Source organism: Streptomyces sp. NPDC013317 (assembly GCF_055563155.1).
Genome location: NZ_JBVHDX010000006.1, coordinates 342,271 through 363,877 on the forward strand (window position 1 = coordinate 342,271; position 21,607 = coordinate 363,877).

Here is a 21,607-nt window from a genome sequence, read left to right on the forward strand (position 1 = left end):
GCGGGCCGCTCACGGCTCCCACTTGGGCCACGGCGCGTCGTCCCGTACGTACAGCTCGCGCAGATGCTGCCAGCGCTCGGGCGACCACACGCGCCAGTCCGTGGGCCTGCCCTCCAGCGCCTCCGACAGCCGCTCGAAGTGGTCGTGCCACCCCGCCATGACGTCCAGCTTCTCTTCGTGCGTCGCCCGGAACTCGTTGGTGAAACGCAGAACGGTCGTCCCGCCGCTCCCGGCCGGTTCCAGATGGAACCGGATCCGGCCGTGCGACGGGCCGACCGTGTACTCGGCCACGTACTCCGGGTCCCAGGCCGTCACCTGCCCGGAGACCTCCGTGTCACCGTTCAGCCAGCGCAGCGTCACCGCTCCGCCGAGCCTCGGCTCCAGCGGATCAGCCGCACAGAGCCACTGCGGCAGCCCCTCCGGCGTCGCGACGGCCGCCCAGACCCGCACCACAGGGTGGGGCAGGTCGATCACGTACCGCAGGTGATGGAGGTTGCCGTCATGGGTCTCGCACCTGCCCCGGGGGATCTCGCTCATACCTCAAGCGTCACGCCGGGGCGGGCGCCGTGCCAGCTCAGACGCCCGCGTACGAGTGCTTGCTGCTCACGAAGATGTTGACGCCGTAGTAGTTGAAGAGGAAGCAACCGAAGGCGATGAGCGCGATGTACGCGGCCTTGCGGCCCTTCCAGCCCGCCGTCGCCCGGGCGTGCAGGTACGCCGCGTAACCGACCCACGTGATGAAGGACCAGACCTCCTTGGCGTCCCAGCCCCAGTAGCGGCCCCACGCGTCGCCGGCCCAGATCGCTCCGGCGATGATCGTGAAGGTCCACAGCGGGAAGATCGCCGCGTTCACCCGGTAGGAGAACTTGTCGAGCGAGGCCGCCGACGGCAGCCGCTCCAGGACGGAGCGGGCGAAGGAGCCCGGGTTGCCGCCGGTCGCGAGCTTGTTCTCGTACGAGTCGCGGAAGAGGTACAGCAGGGTGGCGGTGGCGCCCAGGTAGAAGACGGCGCCGCAGAAGATCGCGGTGGAGACGTGGATCCACAGCCAGTACGAGTCCAGCGCGGGGACCAGCTGGTCGCTGGGGGTCTTCAGCCAGGTGGTGGCCATGCCCAGGTCGAGCAGGACCGTGGTGACCAGCGGCAGGCCGAGCCAGCGCACGTTCTTCTTGGCGACGAGGAAGCCGAGGTACGCGCCGACCGCCACGGTGGAGAAGGTGGTGGAGAACTCGTACATGTTGCCCCAGGGGGCCCGCTGCACGGAGAGCGCCCGGGTGACCACGCCCGACGCCTCGACCAGGAAGGCGAGGACGGTGAGCGAGACGGCGATACGGCCGTACAGATCGCCCTTGACCGTGCCGCCGGCCGCGCCGGGACCGTCGGGGACGTCGCGGGCGCCCGCGCCCGACCGGGTGACGACGGTGGGCTTGTCGAGCACGGCGGTGCCTCCGCCGGCCGTCCTGACCTGGACGGCCGGGGCGGAAGCGGTCGCCTTCGCCTGGGCGGTCAGAGCGGCGGCCGTGCGGCCGACCTTGCTCCGGCTGCCCAGCACCCACTCGGCGATGTGCGCGAAGAAGGCCAGGGTGTAGACGGCCATCGACGAGTAGATGAGCATGTCGCTCATCCGCGCCAGGCTCTCGTTGGTCTCGGCGGCGAGACTCACGGCGGCGAGATTCACTTCTCAGCCCCTTCGGCTTCTGCTTCGGCTTCGGCAGGTTCTGCGGATTCCGGCGCGGTCGGCGCCTGTGCGTGGAGCGTGGCCGCGAGTCCGGCCAGCTCCTCGGGGAGCTTGGCGGACTCGCTCCGGCCAAGGCCCGCCATCTCGACGACGGTGACGCCGTCCTTCCCCCGTACGGCCCGCACCCAGACCCGGCGGCGCTGGATGAAGAGCGAGCCGGTGAGGCCCGCGATCGCCGCGATCGCGCCCGCGAGGGCGAGGCCGTTGCCCGGCTGCTGGGAGATCTGGAAGCTCGCCCACTCCTTGATGTCCTTCTCGAAGGTGATCGAGCCGGCACCGTCGGGCAGGGTCATGGTCTCGCCGGGCAGCATCCGCTGCGCGACGCCGGTCCCGCCCGCGACCTTGAACTGCTTCATCTTGGAGGTGTCGAGCTGGTACACGTTCTGCGGCAGCCCCGAGTCGACGCGCAGGTCGCCGTGGTAGCCGGTCAGGGCCATCACGGGGAAGTCGAGCGCCGGGAACTGGGAGAACATGCTCCCCTTGCCGGCGCCCGCGAAGGTCGGCACGAAGAAGGCCTGGAAGCCCAGCTGCTCCTTCTCGCCGTTCTTGTCGCGGTAGCCGTCCATCACCTTGATCGCGCCGGTGGAGGTGATGTTGTTGTCGAACGGCAGCAGCGGCACGGCGCCGTGGAACACGACCTTGCCGCGGCCGTCCTTGACGGTGACGACGGGCGCGTACCCGTGGGCGATCAGATAGACCTTGGAGCCGCCGACCTTCAGCGGCTCGTTGACCCGGATGACCGCCTTCTTGTCCTTGCCGCCCGCCTCTGCGTACGTGACGGCGGCCTCGAAGGTGCGCGGGGTGCCGCGCTGCGGGCCGCTCTTCTCGTACGTACCGGTGAAGCTGTCCAGCTGGAAGCCGAACGGGGCGAGGTCGTCGGTGCTGTAGAGGGAGCCCGACTTGAAGTCGTCGTACTGCGTGAGGGTGTTGGAGAAGCCGTCGCCCTCGATGATCAGCTTGCCGCCCTCGGACTTGAAGAGCTGGCCCCAGGCGAAGGCCACCAGCATCACGATCAGCGCGATGTGGAAGGCCAGGTTCCCCGCCTCGCGGAGGTAGCCCTTCTCGGCGGAGACGGCGTCCTTGACGGTGTGCGCGCGGAACCGGCGGCCCTTGAGCAGGGCGAGCGCGGCCTCGCGGACCTGCTCGGGCTCGGCCTCCGTACGCCACGTCGTGTACGCGGGCAGCCTGGTCAGGCGGCCGGGCGCGGCGGGCGGCAGGCCTCGGAGCTGGCCGACGAACTGCCAGCTGCGGGGCACGATGCAGCCGATGAGGGAGACGAACAGCAGTATGTAGATCGCGGAGAACCACACCGAGCTGTAGACGTCGAAGAGCTGGAGCTTCTCGTAGATCGGCGTGAGCGTGGGGTGCGCCTTCTGGAAGGTCTGCACCTTCAGCTCGTCCGCGCTGGTCTGCGGGATGAGCGAGCCGGGGATCGCGCCGAGCGAGAGCAGGAAGAGCAGGATCAGCGCCACCCGCATGGAGGTGAGCTGGCGCCAGAACCAGCGGATCCAGCCGACGACCCCGAGGGCGGGACCGCCGACGGCGCTCTCCTCGCGGGGGGCGGTGGAGAGCTGCGAGCCCGCGGCGCCGAGATCCGCGCGCTCCTCCGCCTCGCTCGCGCTCGTGTCGCTCGCGTTCGTTCCGCTCACGTTCGTGTCGCTCGGGCTGGTGTGGGTCATGGGTTCAGATCCCCGGGGTGAAGCCGGCAGTCCAGACCTGCATCTCGGACACGATGCGATCCCAGGCTCCGGTGACGAGCAGCAGGCCGGTTGCGATCAGCATGATGCCGCCGATGCGCATGACCCAGACATAATGCCGCTTCACCCAGCCGAAGGCGCCGAGCGCCCGTCGGAAGGCGATCGCGGTGAGGATGAACGGCAGGCCGAGGCCCAGGCAGTAGGCGACGGTGAGGAGGGCGCCCCGGCCGGCACTGGCCTCGTTGGAGGCGAGCGCGAGAACGGCGGCGAGGGTCGGGCCGATGCACGGGACCCAGCCGACGCCGAAGAGCACGCCGAGCATGGGCGCGCCGAGGAGTCCCGTCACGGGCCGCTTGTGGAAGCGGAACTCCCGGCGGGTGATCCATGGCATCGCGCCCATGAAGAAGGCGCCGAGCACGATGGTCAGCGCGCCGAGGGCCCTGGAGATGACCTCGCGGTGTTCCTGCAGGGTGTTGCCGAAGCCGCCGAAGAGGGCGCCGCCGGAGACGAACACGGCGGTGAAGCCCAGGACGAAGAGCGCGGCCCCGCCCGCCATCCGGCCGCGCCTGGCCTCGGCCAGGTCGGTGCCGGTGACGCCGGTCACGTAACTCAGGTAGCCGGGCACGAGGGGCAGGACGCACGGGGAGAAGAAGGAGACCAGACCGCCGAGCACGGCGATGGGCAGGGCGAGCAGGAGGGCCCCGCTGAAGACCGTCTCGTTCACCGGATCACTTCTCCGCGAGAAGCGGCTCGATCATCGAGCGGAGCTTCTTCTCGTCGAGTGCCATGAGGGCGCGGGCGGCGATCTTCCCGTCCTTGTCGAGCACGACGGTGGACGGAATGGCCTGCAGATTGAGCGTGCCCTTGGGGAACCCGTTGAGGATCAGCTTTCCGGCGGGGTCGTACAGGCTGGGATAAGGGACCTCGTAGTCCTCTTCGAAGGTCACCGCCTGCTGCTTGTTGAAGTCGCGGGTGTTCAGTCCGACGAACTCCACGCCCTTCGCCTTGAGGTCGTTCGCGACCTTAGCGAAGTGCGGCGCCTCGGCGCGGCAGGGGCCGCACCACGAGCCCCAGGCGTTCAGGACGACGACCTTGCCCTTGAGGTCGGCGATGTCCAGCTTCTCGCCGTCGACGGTCTCGCCGGCGATCTTCGTGGGCGCCGTGCGCTCGCCCTTGGCGACCGTGGAGATACCGCCCGTGTTGGTCACGAAGTTGGTTCCGCCGCCGCCGCCCGACTTGCCGTTGGAGTCCGAGCCGCAGGCCGACAGAGCGAGGGCGGCCGACAGGGTTCCGACGGCGAGCAGGGTGCGTCGAGGGGCACGGCTAAGGCTCATGTGAAAAGTTTCGCATGGGCGTTTGGGGGATCTTGGGCACCCCCCTGACTGCCCGTAAAGCCCCTTGTCAAGGGGGCTTAAGGGACGTACGAGGGCCAAGCGCCCCCGATCACTATGCGGCGGCCTTGAGGAAGGTGTTCCATCCGCCGGCCGGTGACTGCCCGACCTCGAGCGTACGGAGCTTGGCGAGGATCGCCGGGTCCTGCACGTCCAGCCAGTCCACGAACTGGCGGAACGAGACCAGCCGGACGTCCTTCTTTCCCGCCATGGCCTTGAGGGACTCCTCGACGGCGTCCATGTAGATGCCGCCGTTCCACTGCTCGAAGTGGTTGCCTATGAAGAACGGCGCCCGGTTGGACTCGTACGCGCGCTCGAACCCGTTGAGGTACGCCTTGGTGGCCTGCTTGCGCCAGCCCGGGTAGCGCGAGGGCATGCCCTTGGTGGTGTTCTTCGACTGGTTGGCGAGGATGTTGTAGTCCATCGAGAGGACCTCGAAGGAGTGGCCGGGGAACGGCACGGCCTGCAGCGGGAGGTCCCAGATGCCCTGGCGCTTGACGGGCCACATCTGGCGGCCGCCGGGCGAGCTGGCGTCGTAGCGCCAGCCGAGGCGCTTCGCGGTGGGCAGGAGGTTGTCCTGACCGAGGAGGCAGGGGGTGCGGCCGCCGATCAGCTCCTTGCGGTAGTCGAAGGGCAGCGGGTCGAGGTCGGTCCAGCCACTGTTCGTCTTCCACTCGGTGACGAACTTCACGGCCTGGTCGACCTCGCTCTGCCACTGGGCCGGGGTCCAGTTGCCGACCGATCCCGAGCCGGCGCAGAAGTGGCCGTTGAAGTGGGTGCCGATCTCGTGTCCGTCGAGCCAGGCCTGGCGGACGTTCTTGAGCGTGTCCTTGATGTGGTCGTCGGTGAGGTAGCCGATGTCGGAGGCGCCGACGCGGTTGTTCGGCGGGCGGTAGAGGCTCTTCTTCGACTCCGGCAGGAGGTAGATCCCGGAGAGGAAGAAGGTCATCGCGGCGTCGTGGTTCCTGGCGAGTTCGAGGAAGCGCGGGAAGAGGCCGTTGCCGACCTCGCCGGCGCCGTCCCAGGAGAAGATCACGAACTGCGGCGGGGTCTGGCCCGGTTCGAGCGGGACGGGCGCGTCGGGCTGGTTCGGCTGCTTCCCGGTGTCGGACGTGGAACCGTCGCCTATGAGCCGGGCCTCTTCCTTGGTGGGAGTGGGGTTGCCCGGGGTCCCCGAGGCGTCACCACCCTTACCAGCGCCCGAATTGCCCGGTTTGCCGGAGTCGTTGTCACTGCAACCCGCGATCCCGATCGCGGCGGCGGCACCAACACCCGCCCCGAGAAGTCCCCTTCGAGTGATCCCGCGCATGACGTCCCCATTCGCGTGTACGTACGACCGGCCGGTCATCCAAACCGACAATGAGTGAGATGCCGGGAGGAACGGGGAGGTTCCGGGAATTAGCACAAAAATTTCAGGGCGACCAGATGACTACACGTCATCCGATCGCCCTGAGGCCCTACCCACGAAACACCCACCCGAACGCGCAGCCCCCGAAGGGTCGGGGGGAACCGTGCGAAGGGGCGCCCTGAAGGGGCGCGGGGAACTGCGCGACGAGGCCCCACCGGCCCGCGGTCGACCGCTCACCCGCAGGCCGGTTACCGGGACTACCGCAGCCCGGCTACCGCTCTCCCCGCGGAGCGCTACGCGCCGAAGGCCTTCGACTTCCCCTTCACCGGCTTCGCGCCCGCCAGCAGATGCGCCGGCACCAGGTCCCGGGCCGGCTCGCTGTACCCGACCGAGACGATCTTGTCGCCCTGGTACGTGAACGAGGTCAGCGAGGCCAGCGTGCACTGACGCCGCCGCGGGTCGTGCCACAGCCGGCGCTTCTCCACGAAGCTCCGCACGATCCAGATCGGCAGCTGGTGGCTGACGCAGACCGCCTCGTGCCCCCGCGCCGCGTCCTTCGCCGCGTCCAGCGCGCCCATCATCCGTACGACCTGCTCGACGTACGGCTCGCCCCAGGACGGCTTGAACGGGTTGGTGAGGTGCTTCCAGTTGCCCGGCTTGCGCAGCGCGCCGTCGCCGACACCGAACGTCTTGCCCTCGAAGACGTTGCCCGCCTCGACGAGCCGCTCGTCCGTGGCCAGGTCCAGGCCGTGGCCCTTGGCGACCGGCTGTGCCGTCTCCTGCGCGCGCTCCAGCGGGGACGAGACGACGTACGTGACGTCCCGGTCGGCCAGGTGCTCGGCGACCCGGTCGGCCATCTGCCGGCCCAGCTCGGAGAGGTGGTAACCGGAGCGGCGGCCGTAGAGGACTCCGTCGGGGTTGTGCACCTCGCCGTGGCGGACCAGGTGGACGACCGTGATGTCGGCGGCGCTCATGCGGTGGCCTCCGCGGCGGCGCGGGCGGCGGCGGGCAGCGCGGCGGCGATCCGCTCGATCGCGCGCTCGTCGTGGGCCGTGGAGACGAACCACGACTCGAAGGCCGACGGCGGCAGGTAGACGCCGTCGGCGAGCATCGAGTGGAAGAACGCGTTGAAGCGGAACGCCTCCTGCGTCTTCGCGTCGTCGTAGTTCCGGACCTCGTCGGCCGTGAAGAAGACGGAGAACATGTTGGAGGCGGTCTGCAGCCGGTGCGCCACGCCCTCCTTGGTGAGCGCGCCGGTGACGAGCTCCTGGATCTCCTTGGACACGGCGTCGACCTTGGCGTACGCGGCGTCGTCGAGCAGACGCAGCTGCGCGAGGCCCGCGGCGGTGGCGATCGGGTTACCGGAGAGGGTGCCCGCCTGGTAGACCGGGCCGGCCGGCGCGAGGTGCCCCATGACGTCGGCGCGGCCGCCGAAGGCCGCGGCCGGGAAGCCGCCGCCCATGACCTTGCCGAACGTCATCAGGTCGGGCTTCACCCCGTCGACGCCGTACCAGCCGGCGCGGGAGGTCCGGAAGCCGGTCATGACCTCGTCGGAGATGTACAGCGCGCCGTTCTCGGAGCAGAGCTGCTTGAGGCCGGCGTTGAAGCCGTCCAGCGGAGGGACGACGCCCATGTTGCCGGGCGAGGCCTCGGTGATCACACAGGCGATCTCGCCGGGGTGCGCGGCGAACGCGGCCCGGACCGCGTCCAGGTCGTTGTACGGCAGGACGATGGTGTCCCCCGCCTGCGCGCCGGTCACGCCGGGCGTGTCGGGCAGGCCGAAGGTGGCCACACCGGAGCCGGCGGCGGCCAGCAGCGCGTCCACGTGCCCGTGGTAGCAGCCGGCGAACTTCACGACCTTCGCCCGGCCGGTGAAGCCACGGGCGAGCCGGATCGCGGACATCGTGGCTTCCGTACCGGAGGAAACCAGCCGAACCTGCTCGACGGGCTCGATCCGGCCGACGATCTCCTCGGCGAGGGCGACCTCGCCCTCGCCGGGCGTGCCGAAGGAGGTGCCGCGGGCGACGGCGGCCTGGACCGCCGCGATGACCTCGGGGTGGGCATGGCCGAGAATCATCGGCCCCCACGAGCAGACGAGGTCGACGTACTCCCTGCCGTCCGCGTCGGTGAGGTACGGGCCGGTACCGGACACCATGAACCGGGGCGTTCCGCCCACGGCCCGGAAGGCGCGCACCGGTGAGTTCACGCCGCCTGGCGTCACGAGGGACGCGCGGTCGAAAAGCGTCTGTGAGACTGGGGCTTCGTATGAATACGGCACTGTGGTCCTGACCTGCGAGTACGGCTGCGAGTACTACGGTACGGGCGTGAGCACCCCGCGCATGACGCCGGGGCGTCGATCCCCGGCGTCTGCGAAACTGGGGCGTCATAGGGATGGCTCACGGAATCCATGGTGTCAGAGGGCCGGACGTTCTTGCGGACAGGTGTTTCACCGCGAGAGCGTGGGGGAGGTCACTGTCACGATGATCGGGTTGCGCGGCGGGGGTCGTGTTGCCTAAAAAGCAGTCGGGTGGAGATATGCATCGCGGTGGCGGACTGGGCGAGGGGACCGACGACCTGGGTCCCGAGCCTGCCCGGCGGGGGAGGCACCGGCGACGGCGTACGGAAGAGCCCACGCAATCAACAGGACCCACGGGGTCCTCGGAACCCACGACGGGGGGCGGCGGCCGGTTGGGGGTGACCTACAAGTACTTCGGCGCGCCGGACGGCGCGACGGCGGCACGCGTCCCGATCTCGATGCGCCCGGAGGAGCTGGGCGGCGACGAGCTCGGCATGGGCGGCATGTTCAGCAAGATCAAGCCCGAGACCATAGCCGCGATGGTCCTCACGGGCATCCAGGGCATGCCCCTGCACAAGGTGCCCCCGCTGGAACTGGTGGTCCTCCACCCCGACTACGCCGTGGTGAAACTGCCCATGACCGTGGTCGACCCGCTGCGCGGCATCGGTGAGGAGTCCGTCGGCGCGGCGGCCTTCATCTGGTCCACCGTCCCGGACCGCGGCGGCCCGCGCGACGCGTTCAACGTCTACCAGCTGCTCCACGAGTGGCAGGACTTCTCGCACCGTCTGCACGAGGCGGGACACCAGCCGTACTGCCTGGTCTGGCCGTAAGGGTCCGCCGGGGCCCGGTGGCGCAGGAGTGGCTCCGTGGCGCAGAGGTGTTCCGTGGCGCAGGGGCCGGCCGCCGGGGGTCATTCCTCGCCCTCGCGGGCCGCGGCGGCCTTCGCGCTCTCCGCGGCCAGCTCACGGGCGGAGGCGAGCCGGTACGGCACGTCGATGACGACGACGTGCTTCATGAACAGCAGCCGCGCCTTGAGCCGCAGCGCGCTCTGGTTGTGCAGCGGCTGCTCCCACCAGTGCCCCACCACGTACTCGGGGATGACGACCGACACCACCGAGTCCTCGGTCCGCTCGGGCGCGTCCCTGATGTGCCGCAGGACCGGCTGCACGACGGAGCGGTACGGAGAGCTGAGGACCCGCAGGGGTACCTCGATGCCGTGGGCCTCCCAGGTGGCCCGCAGTACCTCCGCCTCCGCCGGGTCCTCGGCGACGGTGACCGCGGTCAGTGAGGCGGGGCGCAGGGTCCGCGCGTACGACAGGGCCCGCAGGCTCGGCGCGTTGACCGAGGCCACGAGGACGATGACGTGGTTCTCGGTGAGTGTGCGGGGGCGGGTGCCCGGCTCGACGGCGACCTCGGCGGCCACGGTCTCGTAGTGCCGGCGCACGCCCTTCATCCCGGCGAACAGGACGGGCATGGCGATGACGACGATCCAGGCGCCGTGCGTGAACTTGGTGATCAGGACGATGACGAGGACGACGGCCGTCAGGCAGGCGCCGAAGGCGTTGATGGCCATGCGGCGCAGGATGGCGCCCCGCTCTCCGGAGCCCGCCGGGGTGGCGAGTTCTCGCCGCCAGTGCCTGACCATGCCGGCCTGGGACAGGGTGAAGGAGACGAAGACACCCAGGATGTAGAGCTGGATGAGGCGGGTGAGGTTGGCGTCGAAGGCGACGATCAGGGCGATGGCGGCCAGGGAGAGCAGGACGATGCCGTTGGAGTAGACGAGCCGGTCGCCGCGGTGGAAGAGCTGGCGGGGCGCGTAGCGGTCGCGGCCGAGGACGGAGGCGAGCATGGGAAAGCCGTTGAAGGCGGTGTTGGCGGCCATGATCAGGACGGCCGCGGTGACGGCCTGGAGCAGATAGAAGAGGAAGTGCCAGCTGCCGAAGGTGGCACGGCCGATCTGGGCGAGCGCGGTCGGCATGGCGGTGCCGGGGGCGAGCCCGAGTTCGGTCGGGTCCTCGGCGACGTGCACCTCGTAGACCATGGCCAGGGTGGTGATCCCGAAGAACATGGTCACCGCGAGCGCCCCCATGATCGCCAGGGTCGTGGCGGCGTTGCGGCTCTTGGGCTTCTCGAAGGCGGGCACGCCGTTGCTGATGGCCTCGACGCCGGTGAGCGCCGTGCATCCGGAGGCGAAGGCGCGCATGGCGAGGAGGACGAGCGCGAGTCCGGTGTAGCTGGAGACGGCGTGGACGGGCAGGTCGGCCGACTCGGCGCGGATCGTCGTCCCGGTCGCCATCCGGACGGCCGCGACGGCGAACATCAGGTAGATGGTGGAGATGAAGGCGTACGTCGGGATGGCGAAGTAGCGCCCCGACTCGCGGACCCCGCGCAGATTGAGCCAGGCCAGGACGACCACGCACGTGACCGAGAGACCCACCGCGTACGGGTCGAGTGCGGGGGCGGCCGAGGTGAGGGCCGCGACGCCCGAGACGATCGAGACGGCGACGGTCATCACGTAGTCGATCAGCAGCGCGCTGGCGGCGGTGAGCGCGGCGGTCTGGCCCAGGTTCTCGGCGGAGACGACGTAGGCCCCGCCGCCGCCCGGATAGGCGTGACAGGTCTGCCGGTACGAGGCGACGACGACCACCAGCAGGATGACGATCGCGATCGCCGCGTACCAGGCCAGATGGAGTACGGCGAGGCCGCCGAGCGCGAGGATGAGCAGGATCTCCTCGGTGGCGTACGCGACGGAGGAGAGCGGGTCGCTGCAGAAGATCGGCAGCGCGAGTCGCTTGGGCAGCAGGGTCTCGCCGAGCCGGCCGCTGTCCAAAGGCCGCCCCACCAGCAGGCGTTTCGCCGCACTTCCAGCTCTCATAAGTGCTGAAGTTAGGACAAACGCCTATGGAGTGCGCGGAAGCCGCGCGGGAAGGACGGGCACTGTGAGCAGAGTGCGCATCGCCGGCGAGCCCATGCAGATCGGCGAGGTCGCCGCCCGGACGGAGCTGTCACTGCGGACCATCCGCCAGTACGAGGACAACGGTCTCGTCGTGCCCTCCGCCTCGTCCCAGGGCGGCTTCCCGCTCTACACGGACGCCGACGTCGACAGGCTGATGGTGATCCGCCGGATGAAGCCGCTGGGCTTCACGATCGACGAGACCCGCGACCTCCTCTCGGCGGTGGACCGCCTCGCCGACCCCCGCCTCTCCCCCGCCGAGCGGCCCGCCCTGGCCGCCCGCGTACGGCGCTACGAGCAGGCGGCCGCCGCCCGCGTCGCGGAGCTCCGCTCCCAGCTGTCGCGCGTGGAGGAGTTCGCGGCCTCCCTGCGCGCGAAGCTGGGCGAGGGCGTGGCGGGCGGCGGGGGTGGCGGTGGCGTCTGACGGGCGTCGGCGCTTGACCGAGGTCGGCGATTGGTCGGGTGGGCGCTTGACCGGGGTCGGCGCTTGACCGAGGTCGGCGGTTGGTCGGGTCGGCGCTCGGTCGTCGGCCGCCAGGAGGCCGTACGGCGGAAGCGTCGGGGGTCGGGAGCATACGGCGGGAGCGTCGGGGCGGGGGTCGTACGGGCGGGTCCTAGGGCAGAAGCGCCTGGGCGATGCCCTCGAAGAAGCGGGCGTACGCCCGCGGGCTCGGCGGGGTCTCCGGATTCCACGGCGCCACGCGCGCGTGCCCCACGGGCGGGAGCGCCTCGGGCCCCACGGCGTTGGCGCGACTGTCGCAGAGCACGACGTCCGGGCGGAGCGTCGCGGCGTGCTCCCAGTCGGCCGTGAGCCAGTTGGCGCCGGGCCCGGGGCCGGGATCGAGCACCTGGACGCCCAGCTCCCGGAGGCGGGCCAGCTCGGGCCAGGCCTGCGGCCGGGCCAGGTGGACCCGGTCGGGACCGGCGCCGGAGAGCGCGAGCACGGTGACGTCCGCCCGGGAGGCCGCGTCCCGCAGGGCCGCCTCGGCGGGGGCCACGGGGTCGGCGGCCGGGCCGGCCGTCCCGCCTGGAGAAGCCGCACCGGCGGAGGTCACGTCGCCCGACGCCACACCGGCGGAGGTCACACCGAGTGCCGCCGCCAGCTCACGGAAGCGTCCGATGATCGCCGCGAGCGGCAGCTCCTCGCCCACGGAGAGCGCGGCCAGCGGCACCCCGAGCCGTTCGGCGACACCCTCGTCCAGCGCGTACGCGCTCTTCCCGTCGTACGTGACGTCGACGATCAGCTCGGGGCCGAGGCTCCGCAGCCGCGCCTCGTCAAGGGCCCGCCCGGGCCCCAGGTACGGCACCCCGGCCGCCGCCAGCTCTCCCGCCTTGACCGGATCGAGGCCCTCGCCGTCATGCCCCGAGCCGTACACCGCGACGGGCGTCACCCCCAGATCGAGCAGGGCCGCCCCCGCCCGTACGTAGGCCACCACCCTCTCCGGCCCCCGCACGGCGCCCAGCGCCGTGCCCCTGTCGTCCGTGAACCCCCACACCTTCATGTCCGACATGCGGCTGCTCCCTCCCCGGCCGAAACCTGCCTGCCCCGCCACACTGAGGCGGTTCACCGAGCCGCACAAGAGGGCCTCCGGGCAGGACTTCGGTCCCGGTCCCCCCTGCCGAAAGACCCCCACCGTGGTGTTAACTGAACAGGTCGGGAGGAAGCAGTAGGAATCGTCAGCGCCGAGCGAACGCGCCCCCTGCCAGGGCACGCCCCCGTACCGGCCCTCGCTCCCCGGAGTCAGCCATGTCGTCCTTGCCCGGCCAGTTCTCGGACCCTCGTGTGATCACCCTCGTCGGACTCCTCGCCGTCTCCACCGCGGTCTGGGTGGCGCTGAGCCTGCGCTCCCGTGCGCGCCGCGCACGGGCGGAAGCGCCGCTGGAGCGGGTCTGGCACCCCCAGGAGACCGTGCCGCTCACCCACGCCGAGGAGCAGGCGTTCGGACAGGTCGTCTCGCGCCTCTCGGCGGGCTCCCCGGGCCGCCTGCGATAGGCGCGGGTCGCGGGACCTCAAGGCCGCCTGCGAGGGGCGCGGACCCTCAGGCCGCCGCCGTCTCGCGCGGATTCCGTCCGGTCGTCGCGAGGAGCCGCTCGAAGGCGGAGGCGCTCTCCGGAACCTCCACGGCCTCGCCGAAGACGTCCATCTTCCGGGCCGTCGGCGCCAGCTCCTCCACCGTTTCCGCCAGGCTCGCCACGACGGCCGGGTCCGGCTCGAAGCTCTGCCCGGTGGCCTGGGCGAGGTCCCAGATGTGGACGGTCAGATCGAGCAGCGCCATCGAACCGACGGTACGGGCCGGCAGCCCCATCGCCCCCGAGGTCCCCTCCTCCGCGCCGGGCGCGGCCCAGGCCTCGACGAGCGTCGCGGTCTCGGCCTCGAAGCGTGCGCGCCAGTCGGCGTCGTTCAGGCGGTCCGGGGTCGTGGAGAAGTCGGCGGGCTGCTTGGCGGCCAGCGCCTGGAAGTTCACGATGACGTGGAAGAGGTGGTTGAGCAGGGCCCGTACGTCGTACTCGGAACACGGCGTGGGCGCGCTGAGACTGCCGTCGGGGATGCCGCGCACCACGGGGGCGGCGTGGGCGGCGGCGGTACCGAGCAGTTCGCTGAGAGGTTGCGTACGGTTCGTCATGAGATGACGCTAAGTGATCCCTCCCCTCGGAGTCTTGAAGAAACACGACAGCGGAAGGCCGCCTAGGCTGAGCGGCATGACGTCCTCCGGCGGCCCGCGCCGAGACACCCGCGGAATCGTCGACGCGGCCGAACTCCTCACCCGCGTCCGCTTCCGCCGTCACGAGCCGGCTCCGGAACTGCGCCCGTACCTGGAGCACTACTGGTTCATCGACTGGGACCTCTCCGAGCCGTACGCGAGCCACGTCGTCCCGCATCCGTCCGTGAACGTCGTCTTCCAGCGCTACGACGACGGAGGCGGGCACAGGGACGAGCTCGAGGGCGGGGACGCGGGCGAGGGTGATGCGGCGTTCGGCGAGGTCGCCGGGATCGGGCTCGGACTCTTCACGAAGAAGCTCACGGGCGTCGGCCGGGTCTGCGGCGTGCAGTTCCGGCCCGGCGGCTTCCGGCCGTTCGCCCCCGCCTGGCCCGTGGCGGAGTGGACGGGCCGTCGCGTCCCGCTCGGCGAGGTGTTCGCGGACGCCGACGCCACCGCCGTGGAGGCCGTACTCGCCCCGGACGCGGAGCACGCGCGCGTGGCGGCGCTCGACGCCTTCCTGCTCGCCCGCGGCCCCGCGCCCGATCCACAGGCCTCACACGCCATGGCGCTGGTGGACCGGGTGCGTACGGACCGGACGATCCGCCGCGCGTCCGAACTGGCCGCCGTGGCGGGGCTGTCGAGCCGGTCGCTCCAGAGACTGTTCGCGAACTGCGTGGGCGTCGGGCCGAAATGGGTCATCCTGCGGTACCGCATCCACGAGGCCCTGGAACGCGCCGAGGCGACGGAGGCCGGGAGCTCCCCCGACTGGGCCGCCCTGGCGGCGGAACTCGGCTACAGCGACCAGGCCCATCTCGTGCGGGACTTCACGGCGACGGTGGGAGTGCCGCCCACCGCGTACGCACGCCAGGTGTCAGACCCCTGACCTACAGTGCGGGCATGGAAGCCGACGCCTCGCTCCCCTCGTCCGCCTCGCCCTCCCCCGCCGCCTCGCCCGTACGTCTCGAACCCTGGTCCGAGGGCGACCTCGAGCTGCTGACCGCCATGAACGCACCCGGGCTGATGGAGCATCTCGGCGGCCCGGAGACCGACGAGGCACTCGTCAAACGGCATCGGCGCTACGTGGACCTGAGCGCCGCGCGGACGAGCACGGGCCGGATGTTCCGGATCGTGCTGCTCCCCGAGGAGGTCGCGGTCGGCGGTATCGGGTTCTGGGAGCAGACCGAGGACGGGGATCCGGTCTACGAGACGGGCTGGACGGTGCTCCCGGGGTACCAGGGCCGGGGCGTCGCGACGGCCGCCACGCGCCTGGTCGTCGAGCTGGCGCGCGCCGAGCACACGCACCGCTTCCTGCACGCCTTCCCCTCGACGGAGAACGGACCGTCGAACGCGGTCTGCCGCAAGGCGGGCTTCGAGCTGCTCGGCGCGCGGGATCTGGAGTACCCGCCCGGCCGCCCGATGCGCTGCAACGACTGGCGCCTGGACCTGGAGGCGCGTTAGCTCTCCGGGGTGTCCGTGGTCAGCTCCTTGGTGAAGTGGAAGGCCACGATGTCGAGGCGCTCGCGCAGGTAGAAGCGGTGGGCTCCGGTGCGGTGGGTGCCGGAGTCGAGGTTGAGCTCGTGGCATCCGGCCTCACGGGCGTGGTGCTCCAGGTGGGTCAGGAGCGCGTGGCCGACGCCGGCGGAGCGCGCGGTGGCGGCGGTGACCAGGTCGTCGACGTAGAGCTTGCGGATCGAGCTGGTGTTGTCGATGATCCGCCAGCCTGCGGCACCCACGCAGAGACCGTCCTCGGAGTAGGCGGCGCTGAAGCGCAGCCCCTGCGGATGGCCGTTGCGGTGGACGTCGTGGAAGAGCTCCGGCGTGAGGTGCGGGCGGAGCTCACGCAGGACGGGGAGCAGCTCGGTCTCCAGGCGCGGGTCGCCGAGCTCGAGGTCGATGATCTTCATGGCGGGACGGTATCCCAGAAGCCGGCGGCCCTGCCGGGGCGGGCGTCCGGGCTCTGCGGGTGCGGGCGTGCGGGTCTCGTCGGGGTGGGCGTCCGGGCTCTGCGGGTGCGGGCGTGCGGGTTTCGTCGGGGCGGGCGTCCGGACTCTGCGGGTGCGGGCGTGCGGGTTTCGTCGGGGCGGGCGTCCGGGCTCTGCGGGTGCGGGCGTGCGGGTCTCGTCGGGGTGGGCGTCCGGGTTTTATCGGGGTTGACGGGCCGGGCACACTCGCGGATATTTATCTGCGTGACACAGATTCTTCTCTGCGCAACTGATCACGTGGGGAAGCCCGACGAAAGGACCTCCGCCATGACCGTTCTCGTCACCGGAAGCCGTGGCCGCGTGGGCTCGGCCCTGCTCGCCCTTCTCCACGGCGCCGGCATCAAGGCCAGAGCCGCTTCCAAGAACCCCGCGGATCTCTCACCACCCGACGGCGTGGACACCGTCCGCTGCGATCTCTCCGATCCGACGGACTTCGAGGCCGCGCTCGACGGCGTCGACTCCGTCTTCCTTTACGCCGAGCCCTCGCACATCGACGCCTTCGTGGCCCGGGCCCGGACGGCCGGCGTCCAGCACATCGCCCTGCTCTCCTCCAGCTCCGTCCTCGCCCCCGACGCCACGGAGAACCCGATCGCCGCCTCGCACCTGACCGTCGAGCGCGCCTTGGCGGCCGCGGCCGCCGGCGGGGCCTTCGAGGCGACCCACCTCCAGCCGGGCGCGTTCGCGACGAACGCCCTGCAGTGGTCGTGGGCGATCAGGTCCGGGCGGGCGGTGGAGCTGCCGTACCCCGGGTCGCACGGTGACCCGATCCACGAGCAGGACATCGCGGAGGCCGCCTTCGCCGTCCTGACCGATCCCGGGCTGCGAGGCTCCTCCCATCTGCTGACCGGACCTGAGTCGCTCGACTTCACCGAGCAGCTGGCGATACTCGCCGAGGCGACGGGCCGCCCCGCGGCCTCCGCCGCGGTCACCCCCGAGGAGTGGAAGAGGTCCGTCTCCGCACACATCCCCGAACCCTTCGCCGACGCCCTGCTCTCCTACTGGGCCTCGCACGACGGCCGGCCGGTCCCCGTGACGCGGACCGTCGAGGAGCTGACCGGACACCCTGCGCGGAGCTTCGCCCAATGGGCCGCCGAGCACGCGGAGGCCTTCCGCCCGTAGGGGCGGGTGCGCGGGCGACCGGCAGGGCCGTCATCGGGCCGAATTCCCTGGCCGCCCGGTGGGCAGCGGTGACATCCTGTCCCCGTGAACGGACCGGAGATCCAGATCAGTTTCGCCCCCGGACTGCGCCTCTTCGTCTCGGCCGAACGGCGCTCGGGACGCACGGCCGTGGCCACCGACGGCGCCTCGACGCTCGGCCATGTCGTGGAGTCGCTCGGCGTGCCGCTGACCGAGACCGGTCGGCTGCTGGTGGACGGGCTTCCGGTGGAGGTCTCCCACATCCCCGCCGAGGGCGAGACGATCGAGGTCGAGGGCGTCGAGCGGCCCCAGCAGGTGCCCGGTGCCCCGCTGCGGTTCCTGCTCGACGTGCATCTGGGCACGCTCGCCCGGCGGTTGCGCCTCCTCGGGGTCGACGCGGCGTACGAGAGCGAGGACATCGGCGACCCGGCGTTCGCGGCTCTCTCCGCCAAGGAGCGGCGCGTGATGCTCTCCCGGGACCGCGGGCTGCTGCGCCGCCGGGAGCTGTGGGCCGGCGCGTATGTCTACAGCGACCAGCCCGACGACCAGCTCCGTGACGTACTGGAGCGGTTCGCGCCGCCCCTGAGGCCGTGGACCCGCTGCACCGCCTGCAACGGACCCCTGACCGACGCCGACAAGGACTCGGTGCGCGAGCGCCTGGAGCAGGGCACGGAGAAGACGTACGACGTGTTCGCGCGGTGCACGGAGTGCGAGCGGGTGTACTGGCGCGGCGCGCACCACGCCCGCCTGGAGGCGATCGTCACCGACGCCCTACGGGAGTTCGGCGGCGCGGCCGCGCACTGACCGAGGGCCGTACCGGGCGCGACGGTCAGTCGAGTTCGCCCTTGCGCAGCCGCTCGACCTGGAGGGCGCTGAGCTCGACGGTCCGTCGCATATGGGCGATGAGCAGGGCGACTTCCGCGTCGCTGTACGCGTCGAACATGGTGCCCCAGGTCGCGTTGAGCCTGCGCCAGAAGGCGCCCAGCTCCGCCATCCGCTCCGGCACGGCGGTGACGAGGACGCGCCGCCGGTCCTCGGCGTCCCGCTCGCGCGTGACGTAACCGGCGCGCTCCAGGCGGTCGACGAGCCGCGTGGCGGAGCCGGTGGTGAGCCCCGTGAGCTCGGCGACCCGGCCGGTGGTCACCGGGCCGGGCTCCAGGGAGAGCAGGTTCAGACACTGCACGTCCGTGGGGTGCAGCCGCAGCTGGTCGGCGACGGCCTGGTTGAACAGCGCGTAGGCGGCCATGTAGCGGCGGGCCTCGTCGTACAGCTCGGTCATGAGGCCGTCACGCCGGGCGGAGCTCTTCTGCGGCATGCAGAAAGTGTACGGAGCAGGCTCCTACGGCTCGGGGGCCGTCAGGTACCTCTGCACGGTCGGTCCGAGCCAGGCGACGATCTCGTCCTGGGTCATCTCGACCGCGGGCGGCAGCCGGAGCACGTAGCGGGCGAGCGCCATGCCGAGGACCTGCGAGGCGACGAGCGCGGCGCGGCGCGGCGCCTCGGCGGGGTCGGGGCAGACCCCGAGGGTGACGGGGCCGAGCTGCCCGGCGAAGATCGCCTGCATCCGCTCGGCGCCCGCGGTGTTCGTGACGCCGACCCTCAGCAGCCCGGTCAGCACGTCGTCGCGCTCCCAGCGCTCGAGGAAGTGCCTGACCAGGACCGCGCCGATGTGCTGGGACGGGAGGGCGCCGAGCTGGGGCAGATCCAGTTCGAACTCGGACGCCGCGGCGAACAGCCCCTCCTTGCTGCCGTAGTAGCGCATCACCATCGAGGGGTCGATCCCCGCGTCGCGGGCGATGGCCCGGATGGTGGCGCGGTCGTAGCCGTCGGAGGCGAACCGCTCGCGGGCGGCCTCGAGGATCGCGGCGCGAGTGGCGTCGGAGCGACGTGCGGTCATCATGCCAACAACTGTAGGCCAACGGGTGTTGACAGTCCAAAGGGGCGGAGCCTACATTTGCCAACAAGCGTTGACCAACACCCGTTGGCCAACGGTCGTGGGCACCACTGTCAGTCAGGAGTGAGTCATGAACCACCCCCTGGACACGGACGTCCTCGTCGCCGGCTCCGGCCCCACCGGAATGCTGCTCGCCGGCGACCTCGCCACCGCGGGCCTCCGCGTCACGGTGATCGAGCGCCGCCCGCACGGCATCAGCAACATGACCCGCGCCTTCGGAGTACACGCCCGGACCCTGGAGCAGCTCGACGCCCGCGGCCTCGCGGACGAACTGATCGCCACCGGCACCCCCATCACCGAGCTGAAGCTCTTCCGCCGCCTCTCCCTCGACCTCACCCGGCTCCGCTCGCGCTTCCCGTACCTCCTCATCACTCCCCAGTACCAGGTCGAACGACTCCTCGAACGGCGCGCGCTGTCCGCCGGTGCGGACTTCCGGTACGGAACGGAACTGCGCGGACTGAGCCAGGACTCCGACCACGTCACCGCCGAGGTCACCGGCCCCGACGGCACCCCGACCACCATCCGCGCCCGCTATCTCGTCGGCGCCGACGGTGTGCGCAGCACCGTGCGGACCGCCCTCGGCCTGCCCTTCCCCGGCGAGTCGGTGATCCGCTCCATCGTCCTTGCCGACGTCCGGCTCGCCGAGAAGCCCGAAGGAATGCTCACGGTCAACGGAGTCGGGGACGCCTTCGCCTTCATCGCCCCCTTCGGCGACGGCTGGTACCGCGTCATGGGCTGGGACCGTGACCGCGAGGTCCCCGACAGCGAACCCCTCGATCTGGACGAGGTCCGAGCCATCGCCCGCCGCGCCCTCGGCACCGACTTCGGCATGCACGACGCCCGCTGGCTCTCCCGCTTCCACAGCGACGAACGCCAGGCCCCGTCCTACCGCACGGGACGCGTCTTCCTCGCCGGAGACGCCGCCCACGTCCACTCCCCGGCCGGCGGCCAGGGCATGAACACCGGCCTCCAGGACGCCGCCAACCTCTCCTGGAAGCTCACGGCCGTCCTGCGCGGCGAAGCGCCCGACCCCGAGGCCCTCCTCGACAGCTACCAGTCCGAGCGTCACCCCGTCGGCGCCTCGGTTCTCCGCAGCAGCGGCGCCATCATCCGGCTCGCCATGGCCCGCGGCCCCGTCCGGCGCGGCCTGCGCGCTCTCGCCGCGCACCTCCTCAACCGCGTCCCGGCCGCGTCCGCCAAGGCGATGGGCATGATCAGCGGGATCGACATCTCCTACGGCCGGGACACCCGGCGCGTCCCCGACCTGAAGCTGCGCGAGGGCAGGCTCTACGAGCTGCTGCGCGAGGGCGAGTTCGTCCTGATCGCCCCCGAGGGCGCCACACCCGCGCTGCCGGCCTCCCCCACGACACCGACCCGGGTCGTACGGGCGACCTGGACCGACCCCGCGCGCCGGACGACACTCCTCGTCCGCCCCGACGGCTACGCCTTCTGACGATGCGGCCGAGGCGGGCGGGAGCCGGCTCAGAAGACGTACGGGTCCCCGGTGGCCAGCACCAGGACGCGGTGGCGGTCGTTCAGAGCGTTCCCGTCGGCGACGCCGTCGGACCAGATCGTCGCGATGTCGACCATCACCTCGTCCGGCGAGCCGGCCGTCCGCAGATCGAGCACCAGCTCTTCGACCGCCCCGGCGGCGCGCAGCTCCCCCGTACGGCAGACCACGACCCGCTCACTCGCCCACAGACAGGACGGTGGAAGCACCTGCCCGCCCGCCATCGCCTCGGAGAAGGCCAGCCGCACCGTCGCCTGGGACACGTCCGACGGACCGTGGTTCTCACTCACCAGCCGGACACCCATCCGCCCCTCCCACAGGGACAGATGGCCGTGATGCGCCAGATCCGCCTCGGCCTCGGCCTCGCCCCCGACGGCGCGGGCGCCCTCACCCGTACCGACCACCACCGCGGCCGCCAGCACCACACCGAGAAGGATCCTGCGCATCGCACTCATGCCCAGAAGATACCGACACCACCACATATATTCTGACTACCTGTCAGTCAGCGTGTCCCGTGGCACCCTGACCCCATGCTCATCGCCCGGTCCGCCACCCTCTTCGCCGTCGCCGCCCTCTTCGAGATCGGCGGAGCCTGGCTCATCTGGCAAGGCGTACGCGAACACCGCGGCTGGATCTGGATCGGCGCCGGCATCGCCGCCCTCGGCATCTACGGCTTCGTCGCCACCCTCCAGCCCGACGCCGAGTTCGGCCGCATCCTCGCCGCCTACGGCGGAGTGTTCGTCGCCGGCTCCCTCGCCTGGGGCATGGTCGCCGACGGCTACCGCCCCGACCGCTGGGACATCACCGGAGCCTTCATCTGCCTGGCCGGCGTGGCCGTGATCATGTACGCCCCCCGCGGCCGCTGAGACCCCGGACCTATCCTGACCACGCGATCGACACAA

At 71.2% G+C, this 21,607-nt stretch carries 24 protein-coding genes; 9 read left to right on the forward strand and 15 right to left on the reverse strand.

Features of this window, described 5'->3' with window-relative positions; genetic code table 11:
• Positions 1-9: 9 nt before the first annotated feature.
• From ACZ3IJ_RS19085 to hemL, 8 genes are all read right to left on the reverse strand, one after another.
• The gene (locus tag ACZ3IJ_RS19085) at positions 10-537 is read right to left on the reverse strand and encodes an SRPBCC domain-containing protein (RefSeq protein WP_467469605.1); all 528 of its coding nucleotides are present in this window, start codon (positions 535-537) and stop codon (positions 10-12) included.
• Positions 538-574: 37 nt separating this feature from the next.
• Complete coding sequence (ccsB, locus tag ACZ3IJ_RS19090; protein WP_467469712.1) at positions 575-1,660, reverse strand: c-type cytochrome biogenesis protein CcsB; 1,086 nt, start codon at positions 1,658-1,660, stop codon at positions 575-577.
• An 11-nt stretch (positions 1,661-1,671) separates the two neighbouring features.
• Positions 1,672-3,414 carry a cytochrome c biogenesis protein ResB gene (resB, locus tag ACZ3IJ_RS19095; protein ID WP_467469607.1) on the reverse strand — a complete coding sequence of 581 codons (1,743 nt, stop codon included), beginning with the start codon at positions 3,412-3,414 and terminating at the stop codon, positions 1,672-1,674.
• Positions 3,415-3,418: 4 nt separating this feature from the next.
• Positions 3,419-4,156 carry a cytochrome c biogenesis CcdA family protein gene (locus ACZ3IJ_RS19100; RefSeq protein ID WP_467469609.1) on the reverse strand — a complete coding sequence of 246 codons (738 nt, stop codon included), beginning with the start codon at positions 4,154-4,156 and terminating at the stop codon, positions 3,419-3,421.
• A gap of 4 nt (positions 4,157-4,160) precedes the next feature.
• Complete coding sequence (locus ACZ3IJ_RS19105; RefSeq protein ID WP_467469611.1) at positions 4,161-4,766, reverse strand: TlpA family protein disulfide reductase; 606 nt, start codon at positions 4,764-4,766, stop codon at positions 4,161-4,163.
• 112 nt (positions 4,767-4,878) lie between these two features.
• A complete protein-coding gene (locus tag ACZ3IJ_RS19110; RefSeq protein ID WP_467469613.1) occupies positions 4,879-6,132 on the reverse strand; it encodes a polysaccharide deacetylase family protein in 1,254 nt (417 codons plus the stop codon).
• A gap of 332 nt (positions 6,133-6,464) precedes the next feature.
• Positions 6,465-7,145 carry a histidine phosphatase family protein gene (locus ACZ3IJ_RS19115; RefSeq protein WP_467469615.1) on the reverse strand — a complete coding sequence of 227 codons (681 nt, stop codon included), beginning with the start codon at positions 7,143-7,145 and terminating at the stop codon, positions 6,465-6,467.
• Entirely contained in the window at positions 7,142-8,449 is a 1,308-nt protein-coding gene (gene hemL, locus ACZ3IJ_RS19120) for a glutamate-1-semialdehyde 2,1-aminomutase (RefSeq protein WP_467469617.1), read from the reverse strand. The genes ACZ3IJ_RS19115 and hemL overlap by 4 nt, the downstream gene beginning before the upstream one ends.
• A 257-nt stretch (positions 8,450-8,706) precedes the next feature.
• Here hemL and ACZ3IJ_RS19125 point away from each other — a divergent pair, with 257 nt between their 5' ends.
• Positions 8,707-9,297, forward strand: coding sequence for a hypothetical protein (locus ACZ3IJ_RS19125; protein WP_391802243.1), 591 nt, complete (start codon positions 8,707-8,709; stop codon positions 9,295-9,297).
• Between the two features lie 80 nt (positions 9,298-9,377).
• Here the strand turns inward: ACZ3IJ_RS19125 and ACZ3IJ_RS19130 are convergent, their stop codons facing one another.
• A complete protein-coding gene (locus ACZ3IJ_RS19130; RefSeq protein WP_467469619.1) occupies positions 9,378-11,342 on the reverse strand; it encodes an APC family permease in 1,965 nt (654 codons plus the stop codon).
• A 94-nt stretch (positions 11,343-11,436) separates the two neighbouring features.
• Here ACZ3IJ_RS19130 and ACZ3IJ_RS19135 point away from each other — a divergent pair, with 94 nt between their 5' ends.
• Entirely contained in the window at positions 11,437-11,844 is a 408-nt protein-coding gene (locus ACZ3IJ_RS19135; protein ID WP_467469714.1) for a MerR family transcriptional regulator, read from the forward strand.
• A 190-nt stretch (positions 11,845-12,034) separates the two neighbouring features.
• Here the strand turns inward: ACZ3IJ_RS19135 and ACZ3IJ_RS19140 are convergent, their stop codons facing one another.
• Positions 12,035-12,931, reverse strand: a complete 897-nt coding sequence (locus ACZ3IJ_RS19140) for a substrate-binding domain-containing protein (RefSeq protein ID WP_467469621.1) — start codon at positions 12,929-12,931, stop codon at positions 12,035-12,037.
• Positions 12,932-13,167: 236 nt separating this feature from the next.
• Here ACZ3IJ_RS19140 and ACZ3IJ_RS19145 point away from each other — a divergent pair, with 236 nt between their 5' ends.
• Positions 13,168-13,413: a hypothetical protein gene (locus ACZ3IJ_RS19145; RefSeq protein ID WP_467469623.1), complete on the forward strand. Its 246-nt coding sequence runs from the start codon at positions 13,168-13,170 to the stop codon at positions 13,411-13,413.
• A 46-nt stretch (positions 13,414-13,459) separates the two neighbouring features.
• On the opposite strand, the gene ACZ3IJ_RS19150 is transcribed toward ACZ3IJ_RS19145, so the two are convergent.
• Positions 13,460-14,044 carry a TIGR03086 family metal-binding protein gene (locus tag ACZ3IJ_RS19150; protein WP_467469625.1) on the reverse strand — a complete coding sequence of 195 codons (585 nt, stop codon included), beginning with the start codon at positions 14,042-14,044 and terminating at the stop codon, positions 13,460-13,462.
• Positions 14,045-14,120: 76 nt separating this feature from the next.
• Here ACZ3IJ_RS19150 and ACZ3IJ_RS19155 point away from each other — a divergent pair, with 76 nt between their 5' ends.
• Positions 14,121-15,005: a DUF6597 domain-containing transcriptional factor gene (locus tag ACZ3IJ_RS19155; protein ID WP_467469627.1), complete on the forward strand. Its 885-nt coding sequence runs from the start codon at positions 14,121-14,123 to the stop codon at positions 15,003-15,005.
• Between the two features lie 14 nt (positions 15,006-15,019).
• Positions 15,020-15,580, forward strand: a complete 561-nt coding sequence (locus ACZ3IJ_RS19160) for a GNAT family N-acetyltransferase (protein ID WP_467469629.1) — start codon at positions 15,020-15,022, stop codon at positions 15,578-15,580.
• On the opposite strand, the gene ACZ3IJ_RS19165 is transcribed toward ACZ3IJ_RS19160, so the two are convergent.
• Complete coding sequence (locus ACZ3IJ_RS19165; protein WP_467469631.1) at positions 15,577-16,026, reverse strand: GNAT family N-acetyltransferase; 450 nt, start codon at positions 16,024-16,026, stop codon at positions 15,577-15,579. The two genes, ACZ3IJ_RS19160 and ACZ3IJ_RS19165, sit on opposite strands and share 4 nt — an antisense overlap.
• A 345-nt stretch (positions 16,027-16,371) precedes the next feature.
• Here ACZ3IJ_RS19165 and ACZ3IJ_RS19170 point away from each other — a divergent pair, with 345 nt between their 5' ends.
• Together ACZ3IJ_RS19170 and ACZ3IJ_RS19175 are read left to right on the forward strand one after the other, a co-directional pair.
• Positions 16,372-17,223, forward strand: coding sequence for an NmrA family NAD(P)-binding protein (locus ACZ3IJ_RS19170; protein ID WP_467469633.1), 852 nt, complete (start codon positions 16,372-16,374; stop codon positions 17,221-17,223).
• 84 nt (positions 17,224-17,307) lie between these two features.
• Positions 17,308-18,045, forward strand: a complete 738-nt coding sequence (locus ACZ3IJ_RS19175; RefSeq protein ID WP_467469635.1) for a Mut7-C RNAse domain-containing protein — start codon at positions 17,308-17,310, stop codon at positions 18,043-18,045.
• Positions 18,046-18,070: 25 nt separating this feature from the next.
• Here ACZ3IJ_RS19175 and ACZ3IJ_RS19180 read toward each other — a convergent pair whose 3' ends face one another.
• Positions 18,071-18,556 (reverse strand): MarR family winged helix-turn-helix transcriptional regulator, encoded by a 486-nt coding sequence (locus ACZ3IJ_RS19180; protein WP_467469637.1) that lies wholly within the window; start codon positions 18,554-18,556, stop codon positions 18,071-18,073.
• A gap of 24 nt (positions 18,557-18,580) precedes the next feature.
• On the reverse strand, positions 18,581-19,141 hold the full coding sequence (locus ACZ3IJ_RS19185; protein ID WP_467469639.1) for a TetR/AcrR family transcriptional regulator: 561 nt from the start codon (positions 19,139-19,141) through the stop codon (positions 18,581-18,583).
• A gap of 124 nt (positions 19,142-19,265) precedes the next feature.
• Between ACZ3IJ_RS19185 and ACZ3IJ_RS19190 the strand changes: the two genes are divergently transcribed.
• The gene (locus tag ACZ3IJ_RS19190; protein ID WP_467469641.1) at positions 19,266-20,648 is read left to right on the forward strand and encodes an FAD-dependent monooxygenase; all 1,383 of its coding nucleotides are present in this window, start codon (positions 19,266-19,268) and stop codon (positions 20,646-20,648) included.
• 29 nt (positions 20,649-20,677) lie between these two features.
• Here ACZ3IJ_RS19190 and ACZ3IJ_RS19195 read toward each other — a convergent pair whose 3' ends face one another.
• Positions 20,678-21,160 carry a hypothetical protein gene (locus ACZ3IJ_RS19195; protein ID WP_467469643.1) on the reverse strand — a complete coding sequence of 161 codons (483 nt, stop codon included), beginning with the start codon at positions 21,158-21,160 and terminating at the stop codon, positions 20,678-20,680.
• A 75-nt stretch (positions 21,161-21,235) separates the two neighbouring features.
• On the opposite strand from ACZ3IJ_RS19195, the gene ACZ3IJ_RS19200 reads away from it, so the two are divergent.
• The gene (locus ACZ3IJ_RS19200) at positions 21,236-21,571 is read left to right on the forward strand and encodes a YnfA family protein (protein ID WP_467469645.1); all 336 of its coding nucleotides are present in this window, start codon (positions 21,236-21,238) and stop codon (positions 21,569-21,571) included.
• The last annotated feature ends 36 nt before the right edge of the window (positions 21,572-21,607 follow it).